This is a genomic window from Terasakiispira papahanaumokuakeensis, from assembly GCF_001709345.1.
Lineage (GTDB): Bacteria > Pseudomonadota > Gammaproteobacteria > Pseudomonadales > Halomonadaceae > Terasakiispira > Terasakiispira papahanaumokuakeensis.
Genome location: NZ_MDTQ01000001.1, coordinates 2,573,092 through 2,590,495 on the forward strand (window position 1 = coordinate 2,573,092; position 17,404 = coordinate 2,590,495).

Sequence of the window (17,404 nt, forward strand, 5' to 3'; positions counted from 1 at the left end):
AGCAAGCTATTACGAATCCGACTTAATGGCCTTGTTAAGGGCACACTATGCACACAGGTATTTTAATTGGTTTTCAAGGTCTTCTATTAACCAATTTAGTTTACTATCTGATATCGGTGCGGCTAAATTTTCTTGTAGACGACGTATTGATAAATGCTCTCTATCTCTGAATACAGCATCTAATTTACCTTTGGATATTACGGGCTCAAAGATCTCAGCATTAAAACTTAACTTTGGTGATGCATTTGATTTTAAGTCAGAATAAAAAATGGATTCTAAATTAAACATATCTCCCACTGATAAAAGCTTTTCCTCAGAGCTAACTATATAAGCTGTATTTATTTCAGGAAGATTTGAAGGTGTTAACAAAAACTCAGGTAGCCTTAACAGGAGCAAATCCCAAGCGGTGGCTTTTAAGTTCTTAACAGCTTTTGCGAAAGACATATTTGGTTGTACGTTTACAAACTTACCAGCAAAGTTTGAAAAATAATATAGTGCTAGGTTCACTTCTCTAGCCATCAGAATGTTTAATTCTGAAGTCAGAAAGGTTTCGAATTCTTTGTTTTTAGCGAGAATATTTTTTTCATTTATAGCGGGGTTCATAAAATGAATTAAAACCATCTTTAAAAGGCAAGCATAAGACACTCTTGTTAAGTCTATATAGTATTTCAATTCCTGTGCATCAACGAGGGATTTAGCCCAGTTAGCACCACAGTCATCAAGATTCGAAGCACCATATAAATCATAGTAATGGTCTAATGCCTCTTTTTTGTATTTGATCTCTTCGTTTTCAACGAAAGAAGACTCTTCCATACAATGTAATCTTAATACAGATGCTAACTTTTCACTTGAAGTCTTTAAAAATTGCTCTTTAGAAGATTTAGCCATATTCTCGGCTAGATAAAACATAGGACTGTAGTCACAATTTAATTGTGAAACATGTTTAAGGAAATCTATAGTTACAACTCTAGTATCAATGTCTAATTTACCTTTTCCAGATATAAAGCGGTGCAACCCATCAACAATATGAGAGTCTAGTATCAGAGTATGAACTATATAAAACTGTAACTCTTTTCTCTCTACAACAAACTCTCTATTTAATACCGCGGGCCTTTTTCCTTGAAACTGATCGACTATCCCGATCTTTTTAGTATTACTTTCAAAATGGAACGAACCGTCATAAAACTGAGCCTTATAAGGAGAGTTTGAAAGCTCAAAAATATGAGCATCTTTCATGTCTGGGTGGTCAAAAATATTAGAATACAACGACAGCCTCCTTGTGCCTTTAACATTGTTAATATCGCGCATGCGTACTTTTCTCAAGGCGACAACAAATAAAAAAATGTTAACCCATTGAATTAAAGATATTTTTACATATCTTTGACGTCTACCTCTTGTAAAAAGTACGCATACTCGTTTGTATCAAATTCTGTGCTCACTATTTCACAGTGCCATACCCATGGCTTCTTAATATTGAAACATCTTCTGTGATGATGCCAGTCCAAAATGCGCATTAATTGACATGGATTGACGCGCTATGGGCCGTTACAACCCAATCAATTATATATAAATATAGTGATATATATGTATTCAAGCATGAGCTGATGATGGCAGGGCACAGGGGTATGCATCGACATCGTTGGTTTGATTCCAGCCCTTCACAGAATCGCCTGCAAGCAGGCGCCCACAGAAAATTCCGAGGTTCATCGAAGGGTTGTAGGAGTTTGCTTGCAAGCGAAAGAGGCTAGCTCAAACTTCTCCAATTCTCTCCCGACAAACCCGATCCGTTAATTCTTGCAAACGCTGTACTTCTCCGGCCAGGTAATGAAGTTCTTCTTCGGTGATTTCGTAATGCTCAGAGTAGCGGGCTTCAATGTAAGCCCGTTGCAGGCGACGGAAGCAGCGGCGGTGGAATTTGTTATCGAGCGGGAAAATCGTTGCAAATTCAGGATCAATTTGGGCACATAGTTTTCCCAGTTTTTCGATGTTGTGGGACTTGGGTAAATAGTTAGTGCAGACCAGTAGGGTACAGGCGAATAAGTGTTCACTTGCTTGATGGAGTAAAAACGCAGCTTTTTTAAACCAATGGTTTTGCATCGTCACTTGGTGTAAAGCAATAAACTGAACCGCACTTTCAAACCACTGCTTATAATGCTTACGGGCGATTTCCTGTTGCTCTTCCTCGGTTAAGTTCCCCGGTTCAACGAGTGCCTTCCCATTGGCGTTATAAAGCAAGATGCCTTGTTCACGAATATCGGTAAAAAAGTAGTGACCTTGTCTGAGCTGTTCATTCACGTCTTCCAAGGTATGCACAATTAACCCTAGCGGTGCGCTTTTGACTTTACGTTCGATCTGCTCTTCCGCACTGCGCCAGACAAGGTCTTCTTCCACCAACGCGGCTTTGTTCACAATCACCAGAATATCGTAATCGCTGATATAGCCATTGACCGGATCGTTGACCCAACGGCCTTTAGCATGGCTGCCGAACAGGATGATTTTTAAGATCCGAAACTCGCTTTTACTCCCATTCTTGCCCTGAAGGTAGTCTTCCAGCGTATCGCGCAGAATCGTCGAGATCGTCGCCAGCTCACGCTGTTTATATTCGGGCAGGTGGTCGAGGGATCTTCTCATAAAACAACGCTTGGTCTGTGACTGAATCGCCATAGCATAAAAGAAGGGGCAGACAAAGAACACCGCCACCGCTCACGGTGCGCACATCACTGAAAAGAATGTGATTCAATTCAAAGCGGTCGCTTGTGATATTCAACGTTTACCCGGCCCTTTATCGATAAAGGGCAGATGATGAACTGGGAAAGGCTTCCGGTGGTGGAGCTTGAGTGGACTGGGGGGTAGGCTTACGGACATCATGAGCTTGACTTGAGGGGGCTGTGTTAACAGATGCGCCGTGCTTTGTACCGTGGCATTTTTACCAGTGCTGGCGAACTAAAAAAGGCGGTTCGTCGCTTGATCCAAACTCATAACGAGAAGCGAGCGCAGCCGTTCCGCTGGCACAAGAGTGCAGAATCGATTATGACTTCAGTCGCACGAGCAAAGCTGAGTGTTATTGATAATAAATTAATTCACCGGACGGCACGCTAGGGGCTTCTATCTATAGATAGGCTTATCTATAGAGGGCTATCGATAAAGGCCTCGCATAGCAACGCCTATTCAATTTTAATCATAAATCGCCCACCATATTAAAACCCAAAAATAATTCAATAAAAACTAATAAAGAAAACTCTAAAAAAATAAATACTGAAAAAATCTAAAAACACTCATACCTGCACAATTAATAAAAGAGACATGCCATTGATCAAGCTCATATTTTATACTGAGCTTTTCTAACACTACGAAATTCAATGCGTTACAATGATATAGCACGACATGTCTCATTGTATCAACAGGCACACTGACCGACACACCGGCTATCAAACCTCGTCATACCGAAGTGATGGATTGACCCGCACGCTAAAAGCGCAGGTAAAAAAGCGTCTATAACACATACGAGAACGGCTCTATTCTGCCAACAGCACAAGCGTTACATCATTTGAATCGCGCGATCCTCAATCGATAAAGCAAGGCAGCATAATGACACTTTCATTAAAAAAACGAATTCTATTCTTCTCGCTCTTATTCATACTTGTGATCTCAGCGGTTCAAACATGGAATGGCTATATTCGGTTTAGTCACTTTAATGATGACCAATCACTATCGAGCCAAACGCTTGAGACACACCTTATCGCCACCACATTAAACGAAAAGATCAATAGTTATTTTAATGCGCTCAACAGCTTTCATGTCGAATTCAACGCACAAAATCAGTTTGCAGACACTGACCAAGTGACTCAAGCGCTCACTCAATTAAAATCGGTTGACCCGAACATTCAGGCTGCATTCGTTGCATTAAAAGATGGTCGCTCTTTCGAAAACGGACGATTCTTTCCAGGATTCAATGCCAAAGAACTGAAGAAAGAATGGTATCTACGGGCTTTTGCAGGCGAGCACGACATCATCACCAAAGCCTATTTTGGAGAAGGCGAGCAAGAAGACGTGTTTGCACTGGCAGCCCCGATTTATCGCCAAGGCCAAGTCGTTGCCGTAGTGGCCATCACATTGAAAGTCTCCATGCTGAGTGATTTCATCAGTCACCTGACCCAAAACAACCAAGTCTTCGTTTACGATCATTCAGGCTACGTTGTTTCCGCCCAAAAAACCGAAATGATCGGACAAAATATTCATCAACTCCGTCCAGGCTTCAACCAGTTCAAAAACGGACATGACGTACTGAAGTATGACATTAATGATCGCACAGCCTTAGCCACCAAAAGCACATTACCGGATCGAGACTGGTCCGTCGTGAGTTACACCTGGGACGATGTCACCTCCAAACCGAGCCACGAAATGCTCATCGGCTCACTGGTCATTTTTCTGGTCATCGGCATACTGGCCCTCTTCATCGTCGCCCTGGGCGTCAATCGACTGGTCTATCGTCCCATTGGCGGAGAGCCGGAAGAAATTTCTCAAATCATTGCGAACTTGGCTCAAGGTGACCTCACCCATCAATTCAAAACCAGCGCCAATGATTCAGGTATTCATGCGTCGATTATCAAACTCAATCAAAAGCTTTCAGATATCATCCAAAACAGCCTGACCATTTCTGACAACGTCTCGGCCTCATCCGAAGAACTGACCAACGTGATGGACGATGCCGCCACGAATTCACGTCACGAATTGGCCGAGATTGAAACCGTCACCGCCTCAATCACTGAACTGTCAAGTACATCTCGTGAAGTCAGCACCAATGCGACCGAGGCCGACCAACAAGCGGATCTCGCCATTCAAAGTGTGCAAAGAGGCCAACAAGCCCTCAACAATGCCACTCAACTGACCGCCACCATCAACCAGTCCGTCACAGAAACCGCTGAGATGATTGCCCAACTGCGACATGACACTTTAAATATTGGTGAAGTGACTGATGTCATCAGTGCAGTCTCAGAGCAAACCAATCTACTGGCATTGAACGCCGCCATCGAAGCCGCTCGAGCCGGTGAACATGGCCGCGGATTTGCCGTTGTCGCGGATGAAGTCCGCAACCTTGCTGCGCGGACACATGAATCGACCGCTCAGATTCAAAATATTATTAACCAATTACAACTTCAGTCAGAAAAAGCCAACAATAATATGGCGGAAAACGTCAAAGCAATCCAAGCCTCCGTCGAACTTTCAGAAGAGGTCAAAGCGGCCTTTGATGAAGTGGCTCAAGCCGTCAACGCGATTGCAGATATCAACAAACTGGTGGCCACGGCCTCACACGAACAGTTCTGCATTACCGAAGATATCGAGCGCAACACTCAGCGGACACTGGACCTTGTGAATCAAAATGTTTCTGCCGTTAACCAGACTCAGCAAGCCGCGAATGAACTGGCCCAGTTAGCGGCTTCACAAAAAGAAGTGATGTCTTTCTTTAAATCCCAGCACACATCAAAATCCCAGCACACCGGCTAAAAACGGGGGGATTACCGCGGTTTGTAATATTCAACGTTTACCCGCCTTTTATCGATAAAGGGCGGATGATGAAGTGGGAAAGGCTTTGGGTGGTGGAACTGGAGCGGACTTACGGCAGGCTTGCGGACACCATGAGTTTGACTTGAGGGGGCTGTGTTAACAGATACGAGGATCATGAAGCACCGGGTGACACAGAAATATGCCCCCTCAGTCGATCACGACCATGGCGTCGTGACTGTGCTTGAAGCGAGGCATGCCGATCAGTACTTGTTCGTTTGCCTGATCCAGCCCAGCCAGAGGACAATTTCGAGTTTTTCTTCAACCTCAACGCTAATGGTAATGGCCGTCAACGGAGCGAGCGCAGCGTAGTTGGTATCCCGTTAATTACATGGTTATGCCAGTTGTTGTAGCCAGTCACGAAACCACTCCGTTGGCATTTGCTCTTCCTCGAAATTCTTCATTCGGAGTGCCTCTGGTGAGTAGGTTTTCGCCAAATATAAATCCCATTGTGTTTCGACATCAGGAAAGTGGTATAACACCAGTGCACAACTGCGCACTTGCAATGGAGGCGGAGCCGCAATGTAAAGGGCGTCGCGCGGCTATAGGCCGCGAATTGATGCGCCTTGTTAAATATTTATTTATTGAACCAGAAACTCTTTCGGCAATATTTGTTCTGGTTCAGTTCGAAAGAACATCGATGTAGCCCCTATACCCTGGGATCCGCTATAGTAATTGGCGACAGCAAATGCTGGTCCGTTTTCGTACTCAAGAATTCCAATGATATAGCAGGACTTAGCACCTAAGGCCTTCGTACTTAATACCGATGAGCCTTGTAACGGGCCAAAAAACTGTTCTATTTGGCCAAGCGTCTGAGCCTGACTTAATGACCTCGTATCGTTTTCAAGCGGCCCATTTTTAAGAAAACGCTTCATAAATGCGGCTCCGCCTTCCTGTTTATAGACCTCGACAGCCGCTGCAAATTCTCTTGAAGCGCCATCACAAACATCAGATGCGTGAGCCAATAGGCTTAGAAAGCTTAAAACTATGACTAGCAAAGTTCTTTTCATTATCGTCCCTTGTATATGATTAATATCATTATTGGCCAATACATTTAACATTTTTAATATCGCTCCTGCGTTTTTTCTCAGGGGAATAACGAGCCCCAAAATAGACAGCCTATCGAAGTATCTTGGATGAGATAACGTCATTCTAAAATGAGTGTCTGTTGACATCCAATTAAGCACTCAGCGAGGGGTCAGTCACGATAACCCCAGATGTACGCATATTCTTCCATCACTTCGAGGGGAAGCTCGCCCAACTGACAGAGTCTTTTCAGAACAGCGTCACTTGCGTCTTCGCTATGTTGCACTCTCCCCGTCTGAGGGTTGCGATATGATTTAAAACGTGGAAAACGCAACGCGTAAATATCTTTGTACATAATAGGACCGCCAACCAAGACGTCTTTGACGTACGTTCTTTCAAGTGCATCCATGCTTAAGATCTCTTCTATACCAAACTTTTCTTGGCCAACCGACGCGAGTTGGAAGGGATGCCGAGCGTCAGCAAGGATCGTCAAAACCTCTTTCCATTTTGTATTATTCATCAAAGCACATGAATAACGAGATATCGCTACATCGAGTGTTTTTCGCATATTCGACATCATTTAAAAGCCAATAAGCATGGCCAGTACCCACGCCCCCGTTATGACGAGCAGAACAGCTCAACCAGGCGCGCAAGTCGCTCATGGATTTACACCCCAAGTAATCCAGCACTGGGGCTATTAAACCGCAATTCAGTGATACCGAGTCTTATTAGGTTTGGGGTTATTCATCATATGGTGTGAACATGATGTCATAACCAAACGGGTTGTCTTTAGGGGGCTGTTCGGGTTCTGTTTCATATACTTGGATGTCTCCCGTCGCCTCAAAACCAATTTGCCTACCGATGACGCCAAGCATGTCAGCAGATTCGTCAGCGTTGGTGGCCCACGTTTTCATTGCCATTATTGCGGGGCCTTTTCGACACTTAAATCCGTCAGCAAGGTCACCCACAATGCCATCACCTAAAACCGTAAAATGTCGATATGGTGTGGTTTCTTTTCCGTATCGTAGTTTTAGCTTCCAGTTCTTTTCATCTTCCATGGTAGGCCTACTTTTTAATTCAAAGCATTGCTAGTTCAAAACATTGCTAGTTCAAAACGTTATCAGTTTAACCATTCTCTTTGAACGCCTGAATGCTCTATTTTCAGAAATTCGACTTGTGCTATTTTATTCTCAGACTCTGCCTCACTGAGGACGCCTTGTTCTGCGAGCCATTGAAATTTCTGTATTTCATTATCTAGATCATTTTCTGGATTAACATCCCCGAACCATTGTAAAAGTTGAGATTTTCTTCGTTTATTAATCTCATCAATGATTTGATCATGCTGTTTGTCTTGAATCACCCAAATGTTGCCTCGACCAGACCGGAAGACGGTATATTTAACCTTTGAATAATTGGACCAAATAATGCATGCGATGCCCAGTAGAATCCAAACGCCCTTACCGGATAATGAAGCATCAGCATAAATAGCATAGCCAAATTGTAGCACCCCCAATACCATCCAAAGATAGCCTACATTTCTAAGCCATTCATTTTGTTCTATTTGAATTGATGATTTTTGAGGAAAATCAGCATAATGAAGATCACCATCACTCGATCCAGATCGATCCTCATAAGCAAAATTAAAATAATGATCATAGAGTGTAAACACATGCTTAGTAGATCTTTTCTTTTGTACAAATTCCATTTGAACTGGCTCCCCATTTGACATAAGCGATGACCTATAGTGAGTTAAAATAAAAGCGTCATTAATGGTATAAACATCTCCGGCTGACATTAATGAGCACATTAAGCAGACATAGTGAATGATTAGATCATTCTCTTAAATGATCCCAAATAGTATCCAAAAGCAGACATAGTTGATCACCATTACGCTGCCCAAAAAGAGCACCTTAAATCCATCGCTTTAGGGCTCCGATATCACTTGAATCAGAGGATAAGCAGCGCACAAGAATAAAAAACCGCCTGCGATGTCACCGCTATTGTGGCGATCGCGGGACACCGAGGCGGTGATGTCAAGGGTTAACGCCCTTAGCACGAGGCGAGTCGATAAGATTTAAGCCACCGCACCTTCAACAAAGCTCAAACAGGGCCAGAGGCTTCAATGCGCATGCGCTAGAATCAGGGCACTCAGTTGTGAGGGGGCTTCTACTGCAGGTACGTGGCCGACATCTTGCATGATGATGGGAGCTGGCGCGCCGCAGATTTGAGCCAGTTCATTGAGCGTTGCCGCTGGGGTGGCCATGTCATCCCTTCCCCCAATCAATTGAGGCAACGGCTCACACGGCCCCAGCGTTGCTCGAAAATCTGTTTGCCCGAGCATTTCGCAGAGTAAGGCATAGCTGTGGGCATCGCCTTGACCCAGGATATGCTGCCAGCCCTTAAGTAGGGCGGGTTGTTGACGGCAGGCAACGGGCCCAAACCAGCGGGGCACGATCTCCCTCGCCATGGCGCTTAGCCCCAGTTCACGCACTTTGGCAGCACGAGTGTTCCAGGCATCAGCGGTGCCAATCTGGGCCCCGGTGTTGGTCAGCGTCACGGAAAGCAAGTGTTCGCTCGATGCAGCCAGCAGCTGCTGACCGATCACGCCGCCAATGGAGGTGCCGACAAAATGGAAGCGTTCGGCCCCCGCATGCCGGGCGAGTGCCAAGGCCTCCTCAGCTAAGTGTTGCGGACTAACGGTGGTGACCGTTTCGGGCCAGGCACCGCTGGCACCGTGTCCGGGCAAGTCCCACGTCAGCACTCGAAATTCAGCCAATAAATCGGGCAACAGGTCATCCCAGATGTTCTGGGTCATCCCTAAAGGGTGCGCCATGATCATCAAGGGTTTGTGTGAATCACCGAGTAGGCGGTAAGCCACAAGGCGATCATTCAGTGTAATCATTGACATCATCAACTCCAGATCATTACGTCTTGGCTGATACCGCTCGATCATCTTATCGTGCTCGAAACGACTATGACGGTGCTCAGCACTCAGCACCATGATTGCGGTGATCAAACACGTTCAATTAGTGTTGCAATCCCCTGCCCGACACCGACACACATGGTGCATAGTGCGTAGCGTCCACCGGTACGTTGCAGTTGGTGAGCAGCCGTCATCAGCAGACGGGCGCCGGACATCCCCAGCGGATGACCCAGTGCAATAGCACCGCCGTTGGGGTTGACCCGAGGGTCGTCATCAGCAATACCAAGGGCTCTTAATACCGCCAACCCTTGGGCGGCAAAGGCTTCGTTCAATTCGATCACATCGAGCTGATCAACCGTGATCCCCAATCGTTGCAGCAATTTTTGGGTGGCCGGTACAGGGCCGATCCCCATAATGCGCGGCTCAACACCGGCGGTACTCATGCCAAGAATTCTCGCCATCGGCTTAAGGCCGTGCCGATCCACCGCCGCTTGGCTGGCGACCAGCATGGCAGCGGCGCCATCATTAACGCCCGAGGCATTACCGGCGGTGACACTCCCTCCTTCACGAAACGGCGTCGGTAAGGTAGCCAGCTTCTCCAAGCTCGTCGCCCGCAGATGTTCATCGTGTTCAAAAACCCAAGGGTCCTGTTTACGACGCGGAATCGAGACCGGCTCGATCTCTTCGGCAAAGATTCCGGCCGCTTGCGCTTGAGCGGCTTTTTGTTGTGAGCGGAACGCAAATAGGTCCTGATCTTCCCGCGAGATATTAAACTGCTCGGCCACGTTCTCAGCGGTTTCCGGCATCGAATCGACGCCGTATTGCTGCTTCATTAAGGGGTTCACAAAGCGCCAGCCAATGGTGGTATCTTCAATATGCTGACTACGGGTGAAGGCGCTGTCCGCTTTCCCCATGACATAAGGGGCACGAGACATCGATTCCACGCCACCGGCCAGCACTAGATCCAACTCACCCGCACGAATGGCGCGAAAAGCGGTGCCAACGGCATCCATTCCCGAACCACACAGACGGTTCAGTGTTGTCCCAGGTACACAGACGGGCAGACCCGCCAGCAAGGCAGACATTCGTGCGACATTGCGATTATCTTCACCCGCTTGGTTGGCAGACCCCATCATCACTTCATCAATGGCAGCCCGATCCAATGTGGGCACCTGGTCCAATACGGCATTGAAGATATGGGCGGCCAAGTCATCCGGGCGCACGCTGGATAGCGCACCGCCCATACGGCCAATCGCGGTACGACGGGGATGGCAAATCAATACATCGGTCATCGGCTGATTTCTCTCTGTTGACTGATCTCAGCAGGGTCATCCCTGCGGGGTCATCCCAAACGGGCTCATTTCAGAAGGCTTATCACGGCGTTCTGATCACGACTGCCCCGCATGATGGGCCTGGGTTCGCGCTTTCAAGCGACGCAATACGTCCAGCTCATGAGCACTGGGGGACGGTGTCGTCTCCAGTGAGTCAGCGAATCGGATCTCCCAACCGGTGGCCTCAATAACGGCTTCGCGGCTGACGTTAGGGTGCAATGAGGTGACAACCAACTCTTTGCTGGTCGGGTCCGGCTTGAGAATACATAGATCGGTGATCACGACAGTCGGCCCACGACCGATATGGGGGACGTCATCCCGCGCTTTACCATCGCGACCAAACCCGACCGTGGTAATGAAATCGACCGCTTCAACAAAGGTCCGTTTGGAGTGTTTAACCGTAATGAAGACTTCATGCGCGTTGGTGGCAATCTCGGGGGCACCGCCGCCTCCCGGTAAACGCACTTTGGGATGACGATAATCCCCAATCAAAGTGGTATTCAGGTTGGCATAGCGGTCGATCTGGGCGGTACCCAGGAATCCAACACTGACATGCCCCCCTTGAAGCCAGTAACGGAACATTTCCGGTACCGAAACGGTGGTCAGCGCGGATTCACAAAGCTCGCCATCACCAATGGATAACGGCAAGATCTCGGGCTTAGTCTGCAGGGTGCCCGATTCGTAGATTAAGGTGACCTCTGGCGCGTGGGTCAGGCGCGCAAGATTCGCCGCCTCACTTGGCAGACCAATCCCAACGAAGCAGGTCATGTCATTGGTCAGGGCACGGGCAGCGGTCACACTCATCATTTCCGATGCGGTAAATTCTAGCGTCATGACACAGCTCCTTGCTCAAGCACATGATCGTTCAACCAAGCCTGAAAACGCTCACGATCGCGGGCGATTTCATCCCATGCTTGGTAAAAGGCGTTATCTCGTTCGTAGTAGCCCAGAGCGTAGGAAGGCTTGGCCCCTTGCGGCGCCTGTGCAATCGCCGTGACTGCCCAGCTTGGCAAAACGCAGGCATTCACCGAAGCGCCGAGATCATCCACAATCTCTTCAACGGTGACGATGCTGCGTTTGGCCGCCAGCACCACTTCTTTTTGCACCCCGACAATGCCCTCAATCAGCACATTGCCTTGTCGATCAGCCCGCTGAGCATGCACGACCGCCACATCAGGCCGAATCGAAGGCACTGCGGCCAGTTGTTCGCCGGTGAAAGGGCATTCGATGCATTTGATCTGAGGGTTGACCTTAGGTAAGTCACTGCTCACATAGCCGCGCAGCACCGCCAATGGGAGCCCCGCCGCGCCCGCCTCATAAGCACAGGCCATGGCCGCGTGGCTATGCTCCAAAATCTCAACCGAGTTGGGCCAACCTTGCTCAACCGCATCACGCAAGCGGTGTAAAGAGCCCACGCCTGGGTTACCGCCCCAGGAGAAGATCAACTGACGCACACACCCGGCCCCGATCAGCTGGTCGTAAATCAGATCAGGGGTCATCCTGATCAGGGTTAAATCGCGCTTGGCCTGCCGAATGATTTCGTGACCCGCTGCAAACGGAATCAGGTGGGTAAAACCTTCCATCGCGACCGTATCGCCATCGTCGATGTAGCGGCTCACCGCCGCTTGAAGGGAAAGAAACTCAGCCATGACTGCACCTCTTCGTGGATCGACTGATTGATCAGCGTATTAATCAATTGCTGACTTTATTTTTGTTCGTATTACGAACTTAAGTGCTTATAACGAACATCATGGAATGACTAAGGCTGAACCGTCAAGTCCAAAAATCGTCGATCAGTCGACCTCTAAGCCTTATTTCACCACCTCTCGATCCTGTTCGCATAACGAACACTAAGGTAAGATGCGCATTCAAGCGGTTAAATAAGCGGTTAACAATGACGGGAGAAAGCCCATGGATGACACGCTCGCCAATGAGCCCGTGTTAAAACCTGAAGATCGAGATTACGTCGGCGCCCTGGCGGCAGGTCTTGAAGTGCTGCAGTCGTTTGATGCGGAGCACCCTCGCATGACGCTCAGTGAAGTGGCCGCCAAGACCCAGATGGATCGCGCCAAAGCACGGCGCTTTTTGCTGACATTACATGCCTTAGGCTTTATCAAGCGTCACGACCGCCTGTTTGAACTCACGCCCAAGGTGCTGCAATTAGGCTACGCTTATCAGGCTTCGGATCATTACCGCGCCGTGATTCAACAGTATCTAGAAGGCATCACCGCCGAGCTTGGGGAGTCATCCTCGCTGGCAGTGCTGGATGGCGATGACGTGGTTTATGTGGTGAGATCGGCCGCACGGCACCGGCTGATGGTTATCAACTTATCCATCGGCACTCGCCTCCCTGCGGCCTATACCTCAATGGGGCGGGTTTTGCTTGGGCAGCTCGCTGAACCCCAGCTGCAAGCGTTTTTAGATCGAGTGCAACTGACGGCCTTTACAACCAACGCCATCACCACACGCAGTGCCCTTGAAACCGAAATTCGTCAAGCCAAGGCACAGGGGTATGCCGTAGTGGATCAGGAATTGGATTTGGGGCTACGATCACTGGCGGTGCCGGTTTTCGCCGGTCACGGTGAGCTGCTCGGCGCCATCAACATCAGTACCAATGCGGCTCGTGTCAGTATGGACACCTTGCACCACCAATATTTGCCCCACCTGCAATCGGTGGCCGAGCAAGTGAGGTTAAATACTCAATAATCCCCTCAATACTCGATTAACACCGTTGGCATGCGCTGAGGTCGTTAGGGATAACGTCCACTCAAGCGGTTATCGACCAGTTCATGCAAAATGGTATTCACCAGCCGCATGACAGAATTAGGGGCTTCTCCGCGCCGACGCGAGGCAATCACCGGAATACTGATGTCGGAGTCAATTAACGTGAGAAAGTCGACATCTTCACGATGAAGCTTACGCACTTGCTCGGGCACTAGGGTAAAGCCCATATCTGAGGCCACCAGAGAGAGCGCAGTTTGAAGATCGTTCACCTGCTGGCTCACATTGATTTTGAGCCCTCGGCTATGAAACAGCGCTTGAGTAATATCCGAGAAATTGGGGCCAGGGCCAGAGGGAAAGGCCACTAAGGGCCATGCTGAAAGCGCTTGCATGGTCAGCGGTTGCTGCCCCAGCACATGCCCTTCAGGCACTGCCGCAATCAGCGGTTCAGCAAACAATAACTGCTGTTCAACATCCGGGTCCTCAATATTGATCCGACCAAAGCCGATGTCGATTTTACCCACTTTCAGGGCCTCAACCTGCTCTCGGGTTTTCAACTCATAAAGCAGAATTTCCAGATTTTTATTCTGCCGCAAGCGTCGAATCATTTTCGGCAACTGGCCGTAGAACACGGAGGGCACAAAGCCGATGGAGAACACCGTTTTGCGGTGTTCAGCAATACGGCGAGTATCTTCAACCGTCGCCTTCACCTTGTCCTGAATCTGGCGGGCTTGTTCGAGAAAATATTCACCCCCGGGGGTTAATTCAAGCCCACGGGGTTTACGGATAAACAGCGCCACCCCCAGCTCTTCTTCCAACTGTTTGATCTGTCGGGTCAGCGGCGGCTGAGCCATAAACAGCTTTTCCGCTGCCCGCGTGAGATTGCCCTCCTCTGCTGCCGCAATGAAGTATCTCAGGTGTCTCAGCTCCATCCATACCTCCAGGGTATTGGTCGCTACTTAATCAATATTGGTTCAAGCCCAAAGAACCCCGTAATTTCTGAATCACAGGGTTGATTACTGATGATTACGGAGAGGCCATGTCCGCCACTATTCATTCTATCGAAGCGATTCTCGTCGACATCCCGACGATTCGCCCTCATAAGCTTTCGATGACCACCATGGGCGTTCAGAGCATGGTGATCGTGCGGATCAAGGACTCTGAAGGGCTTGAAGGCCTTGGCGAAGCCACAACTATCGGCGGCCTCTCATACGGCCCGGAAAGCCCAGAGAGCATTAAGCTGACGATCGATACCTACTTCAAACCACAGCTGATCGGGCAGCTTGCTGACAATATCAATACTCTACGGGTAATGCTAGAACGCTCAACCCGCGGCAACCGGCTGGCTAAATCGGCTATTGAAACCGCCCTTTGGGATCTGTATGGCAAGCGTACGGGCCGTTCACTTAGCGCCCTTTTAGGGGGTGCGGTGCATTCACATCTTCCGGTGCTGTGGACTCTCGCCAGCGGCGATACCACACAAGATATTCATGAGGCATTGGGCTTCATCGAAACTCGCCGCCACTGTGATTTCAAGCTCAAGATCGGCAGCCGGGCCTTGATGGAGGACATCCGCCATGTGGCCGCGATAAAAGAAGCCGTTGGGGATACGGCCAGTGTCCGTGTTGATGTCAATCAAGCCTGGGATGAATCTACCGCGGCCAAAGGCATGGCGGAGCTACAGGCGGCCGGGATTGATTTAGTCGAGCAGCCGACACCGATGGCGGACTTAGCCAGCCTGGTGCGCCTGTCCGAGAAGTTTCATCTCCCCATCCTGGCCGATGAGGCTGTTGCGAATGCCAAGGATCTTTACCACCTCGCGGCTCTGGGGTTCAGCGGTGCGGTGGCCATGAAAATCGCCAAGGCAGGCGGTCCCTTACGCGCACTCGAACAAGCCGCTGTGGCATCAGCAGCGGGGATCGGCTTGTACGGTGGCACCCTGCTAGAAGGCACGATCGGCACAACCGCCGCCCTACATGCTTGGTCGACCTGTGAAAAGCTGCACTGGGGCACTGAGATGTTTGGTCCGTTACTAATGAAAGATGACATCGTCATTCAGCCACTGAACTTCCATAACAACGGTGTTGATCTACCCACCGGGCCGGGCCTTGGCATTGAGATCGATGAAGAGAAGCTGGCGTTTTATCGCCGTAAAGACTGAGCTGCGCCAACGGTCATCACACTTCAACCCAAGTAAAACTTAACCAGAGCAAATCTTAAACCGAGCAAAGCTTAACCCGAACAAAGCTTAACCCAAGCAAAGCGCTACCAGCACAGGGGAGAGAAAAATGCTGTTCAAAGTCGAGATGACCGTGAAGATCCCGCACGACATGCCCGAAGAGATCGCCGCCGACATCAAGGCGCGAGAAAAAGCCTATGCGCAAAAGCTGCAAGCGCAAGGTCAGTGGCTCCATCTATGGCGTGTTGCGGGGAGCTACGCCAATGTCAGCATCTTCGATGTCCAAAGCAATGAAGAGCTTCAAGAGATCATCAGCCAGCTACCACTATTCCCTTACATGGAGATCAGCGTCGCACCTTTATGCCGACACCCTTCATCAATCCATGAGGATGATCGCTAACCCCCGAAACCCGCTAAACCAATGGCGTCGGTGAGCCATCGCTTGTGTTCATAAGAGCACCTGACCGTTGACCATAAAAGCACCTGACCATAAGAGCACGGGGCAAATCACAACATTCATCGAGTCATAACAACCATCGAGTCACAACAACCATCGAGTCATAACAACAATAATGTAATGGAGTGAGTCAAAATGACCGTACAAACAGCGACTGTTAACACAGTGTCCATTAGAACCATGCAATCCGCAGAGGTGAAAGAGCTGCTACACAAAGTCGCCGGTTTCAATAAAACGGGCGGAAATGAGCGGGCCAAGCAAGTGGTTCACCGTGTGATGCATGATGTTTTCCAGATCATTGAAGATCTCGATATCACGCCGGAGGAGTTTTGGCAGGCCGTTTACTACATCAATGAGTTAGGCCAGAACAGTGAAGCCTCATTGCTGGCGCCCGGCCTAGGAATGGATAAGTACCTGGATATCCGTCTTGATGCGGAAGATGAGCAAGCAGGCTTGAGCGGTGGAACACCACGCACCATTGAGGGGCCGCTTTATGTCGCTGGGGCGCCACAACATCATGCGTTTGCCCGGATGGACGATGGTACTGATAGCGCCGCCGAAGTCATGATACTGACCGGACAGATCCTCGATCAAGATGGCCAGCCGCTAGCCAACGCGGTGGTCGATGTCTGGCACGCCGATAGTAAAGGGGGCTACTCTTATTTTGATCGCTCCCAGAGTGAGTACAATCTGCGTCGCCGCATCACGACCGATGAACAAGGGCGCTACACCGCGCGCTCGATCATTCCATCCGGTTACGGCTGCCCGCCGGAAGGCCCGACCCAAAAGCTGTTGAATCAACTCGGTCGTCACGGTAATCGCCCCGCCCATATCCATTTCTTTATCTCGAAACCGGGTTACAAACACCTGACCACCCAGATCAACCTGGCCGGTGACGAATACACTTACGATGATTTCGCCTTCGCCACACGCGATGAGTTGGTCGTTGACGCTCACCGTATTGAAGACCCCGCCGAGGCCGCGTCTTTCGGCCTAGCGCAGCCGTTTACCAAGGTCGAGTTCAACATCCAGCTAGTGCCGACCGAAAGAACAGAACTGCAAACACGTCATCAACGCCAGCGAGCGCTGGAAAGCGAAGTCACTGAATCCCAACCGACAACCGCTTAAGCCCCAAAATAAGCGCCCACCGGCTTGTCCTGTCAGGCTGGTGGGGCGGCTTTATGCACGATGCACGGGATGCACGG

Annotated in this window: 17 protein-coding genes; 5 read left to right on the forward strand and 12 right to left on the reverse strand. The window is 49.3% G+C overall.

Features of this window, described 5'->3' with window-relative positions; genetic code table 11:
* Positions 1 to 45: 45 nt before the first annotated feature.
* A complete protein-coding gene (locus BFW38_RS11220; protein ID WP_139116614.1) occupies positions 46 to 1,266 on the reverse strand; it encodes a hypothetical protein in 1,221 nt (406 codons plus the stop codon).
* A gap of 483 nt (positions 1,267 to 1,749) precedes the next feature.
* Entirely contained in the window at positions 1,750 to 2,631 is an 882-nt protein-coding gene (locus BFW38_RS11225) for a HEPN domain-containing protein (RefSeq protein WP_069000407.1), read from the reverse strand.
* A 957-nt stretch (positions 2,632 to 3,588) separates the two neighbouring features.
* Here BFW38_RS11225 and BFW38_RS11235 point away from each other — a divergent pair.
* Positions 3,589 to 5,505, forward strand: a complete 1,917-nt coding sequence (locus tag BFW38_RS11235) for a methyl-accepting chemotaxis protein (RefSeq protein ID WP_068998780.1) — start codon at positions 3,589 to 3,591, stop codon at positions 5,503 to 5,505.
* Positions 5,506 to 5,897: 392 nt separating this feature from the next.
* Here BFW38_RS11235 and BFW38_RS17985 read toward each other — a convergent pair whose 3' ends face one another.
* The 9 genes from BFW38_RS17985 to BFW38_RS11275 form a co-directional block, all read right to left on the reverse strand.
* On the reverse strand, positions 5,898 to 6,068 hold the full coding sequence (locus tag BFW38_RS17985) for a hypothetical protein (RefSeq protein WP_175400975.1): 171 nt from the start codon (positions 6,066 to 6,068) through the stop codon (positions 5,898 to 5,900).
* 75 nt (positions 6,069 to 6,143) lie between these two features.
* On the reverse strand, positions 6,144 to 6,623 hold the full coding sequence (locus tag BFW38_RS11240) for a hypothetical protein (RefSeq protein WP_068998782.1): 480 nt from the start codon (positions 6,621 to 6,623) through the stop codon (positions 6,144 to 6,146).
* A gap of 137 nt (positions 6,624 to 6,760) precedes the next feature.
* Positions 6,761 to 7,156 carry a DUF6678 family protein gene (locus BFW38_RS11245; RefSeq protein WP_068998784.1) on the reverse strand — a complete coding sequence of 132 codons (396 nt, stop codon included), beginning with the start codon at positions 7,154 to 7,156 and terminating at the stop codon, positions 6,761 to 6,763.
* Between the two features lie 172 nt (positions 7,157 to 7,328).
* Positions 7,329 to 7,646: a hypothetical protein gene (locus BFW38_RS11250; RefSeq protein ID WP_175400976.1), complete on the reverse strand. Its 318-nt coding sequence runs from the start codon at positions 7,644 to 7,646 to the stop codon at positions 7,329 to 7,331.
* Between the two features lie 62 nt (positions 7,647 to 7,708).
* Positions 7,709 to 8,293, reverse strand: coding sequence for a hypothetical protein (locus BFW38_RS11255; RefSeq protein ID WP_069000409.1), 585 nt, complete (start codon positions 8,291 to 8,293; stop codon positions 7,709 to 7,711).
* Between the two features lie 414 nt (positions 8,294 to 8,707).
* On the reverse strand, positions 8,708 to 9,499 hold the full coding sequence (locus BFW38_RS11260; protein ID WP_218186407.1) for an alpha/beta fold hydrolase: 792 nt from the start codon (positions 9,497 to 9,499) through the stop codon (positions 8,708 to 8,710).
* 101 nt (positions 9,500 to 9,600) lie between these two features.
* On the reverse strand, positions 9,601 to 10,803 hold the full coding sequence (gene pcaF, locus BFW38_RS11265) for a 3-oxoadipyl-CoA thiolase (protein WP_068998786.1): 1,203 nt from the start codon (positions 10,801 to 10,803) through the stop codon (positions 9,601 to 9,603).
* Positions 10,804 to 10,899: 96 nt separating this feature from the next.
* Positions 10,900 to 11,676 carry a CoA-transferase subunit beta gene (locus tag BFW38_RS11270; protein WP_068998788.1) on the reverse strand — a complete coding sequence of 259 codons (777 nt, stop codon included), beginning with the start codon at positions 11,674 to 11,676 and terminating at the stop codon, positions 10,900 to 10,902.
* A complete protein-coding gene (locus tag BFW38_RS11275) occupies positions 11,673 to 12,491 on the reverse strand; it encodes a CoA transferase subunit A (RefSeq protein ID WP_068998790.1) in 819 nt (272 codons plus the stop codon). Before BFW38_RS11275 ends, BFW38_RS11270 begins: the two co-directional genes overlap by 4 nt.
* Before the next feature lie 262 nt (positions 12,492 to 12,753).
* Here BFW38_RS11275 and BFW38_RS11280 point away from each other — a divergent pair, with 262 nt between their 5' ends.
* On the forward strand, positions 12,754 to 13,548 hold the full coding sequence (locus tag BFW38_RS11280; protein WP_068998792.1) for an IclR family transcriptional regulator domain-containing protein: 795 nt from the start codon (positions 12,754 to 12,756) through the stop codon (positions 13,546 to 13,548).
* Between the two features lie 44 nt (positions 13,549 to 13,592).
* Here BFW38_RS11280 and BFW38_RS11285 read toward each other — a convergent pair whose 3' ends face one another.
* On the reverse strand, positions 13,593 to 14,495 hold the full coding sequence (locus BFW38_RS11285) for a LysR family transcriptional regulator (protein ID WP_068998794.1): 903 nt from the start codon (positions 14,493 to 14,495) through the stop codon (positions 13,593 to 13,595).
* Between the two features lie 107 nt (positions 14,496 to 14,602).
* On the opposite strand from BFW38_RS11285, the gene BFW38_RS11290 reads away from it, so the two are divergent.
* The 3 genes from BFW38_RS11290 (at position 14,603) to catA (ending at position 17,327) form a co-directional block, all read left to right on the forward strand.
* Positions 14,603 to 15,724, forward strand: a complete 1,122-nt coding sequence (locus tag BFW38_RS11290) for a muconate/chloromuconate family cycloisomerase (protein WP_068998796.1) — start codon at positions 14,603 to 14,605, stop codon at positions 15,722 to 15,724.
* A gap of 127 nt (positions 15,725 to 15,851) precedes the next feature.
* Complete coding sequence (gene catC, locus BFW38_RS11295) at positions 15,852 to 16,142, forward strand: muconolactone Delta-isomerase (RefSeq protein WP_068998801.1); 291 nt, start codon at positions 15,852 to 15,854, stop codon at positions 16,140 to 16,142.
* A 192-nt stretch (positions 16,143 to 16,334) separates the two neighbouring features.
* A complete protein-coding gene (gene catA / locus BFW38_RS11300; RefSeq protein WP_245686139.1) occupies positions 16,335 to 17,327 on the forward strand; it encodes a catechol 1,2-dioxygenase in 993 nt (330 codons plus the stop codon).
* Positions 17,328 to 17,404 lie beyond the last annotated feature (77 nt).

Excerpts from the sequence above, each read along its gene's own strand:
- BFW38_RS11240 (WP_068998782.1), bottom strand. The coding sequence starts at position 6,623 with ATGTTAAATGTATTGGCCAATAATGATATTAATCATATACAAGGGACG.
- BFW38_RS11275 (WP_068998790.1), bottom strand. The coding sequence starts at position 12,491 with ATGGCTGAGTTTCTTTCCCTTCAAGCGGCGGTGAGCCGCTACATCGAC.
- BFW38_RS11260 (WP_218186407.1), bottom strand. The coding sequence starts at position 9,499 with ATGATGTCAATGATTACACTGAATGATCGCCTTGTGGCTTACCGCCTA.
- BFW38_RS11225 (WP_069000407.1), bottom strand. The coding sequence starts at position 2,631 with ATGAGAAGATCCCTCGACCACCTGCCCGAATATAAACAGCGTGAGCTG.
- BFW38_RS11245 (WP_068998784.1), bottom strand. The coding sequence starts at position 7,156 with ATGCGAAAAACACTCGATGTAGCGATATCTCGTTATTCATGTGCTTTG.
- BFW38_RS11290 (WP_068998796.1), top strand. The coding sequence starts at position 14,603 with ATGTCCGCCACTATTCATTCTATCGAAGCGATTCTCGTCGACATCCCG.
- BFW38_RS11255 (WP_069000409.1), bottom strand. The coding sequence starts at position 8,293 with ATGGAATTTGTACAAAAGAAAAGATCTACTAAGCATGTGTTTACACTC.
- catC (WP_068998801.1), top strand. The coding sequence starts at position 15,852 with ATGCTGTTCAAAGTCGAGATGACCGTGAAGATCCCGCACGACATGCCC.
- BFW38_RS11270 (WP_068998788.1), bottom strand. The coding sequence starts at position 11,676 with ATGACGCTAGAATTTACCGCATCGGAAATGATGAGTGTGACCGCTGCC.
- BFW38_RS11285 (WP_068998794.1), bottom strand. The coding sequence starts at position 14,495 with ATGGAGCTGAGACACCTGAGATACTTCATTGCGGCAGCAGAGGAGGGC.
- BFW38_RS11235 (WP_068998780.1), top strand. The coding sequence starts at position 3,589 with ATGACACTTTCATTAAAAAAACGAATTCTATTCTTCTCGCTCTTATTC.
- pcaF (WP_068998786.1), bottom strand. The coding sequence starts at position 10,803 with ATGACCGATGTATTGATTTGCCATCCCCGTCGTACCGCGATTGGCCGT.
- BFW38_RS11250 (WP_175400976.1), bottom strand. The coding sequence starts at position 7,646 with ATGGAAGATGAAAAGAACTGGAAGCTAAAACTACGATACGGAAAAGAA.
- catA (WP_245686139.1), top strand. The coding sequence starts at position 16,335 with ATGACCGTACAAACAGCGACTGTTAACACAGTGTCCATTAGAACCATG.
- BFW38_RS11280 (WP_068998792.1), top strand. The coding sequence starts at position 12,754 with ATGGATGACACGCTCGCCAATGAGCCCGTGTTAAAACCTGAAGATCGA.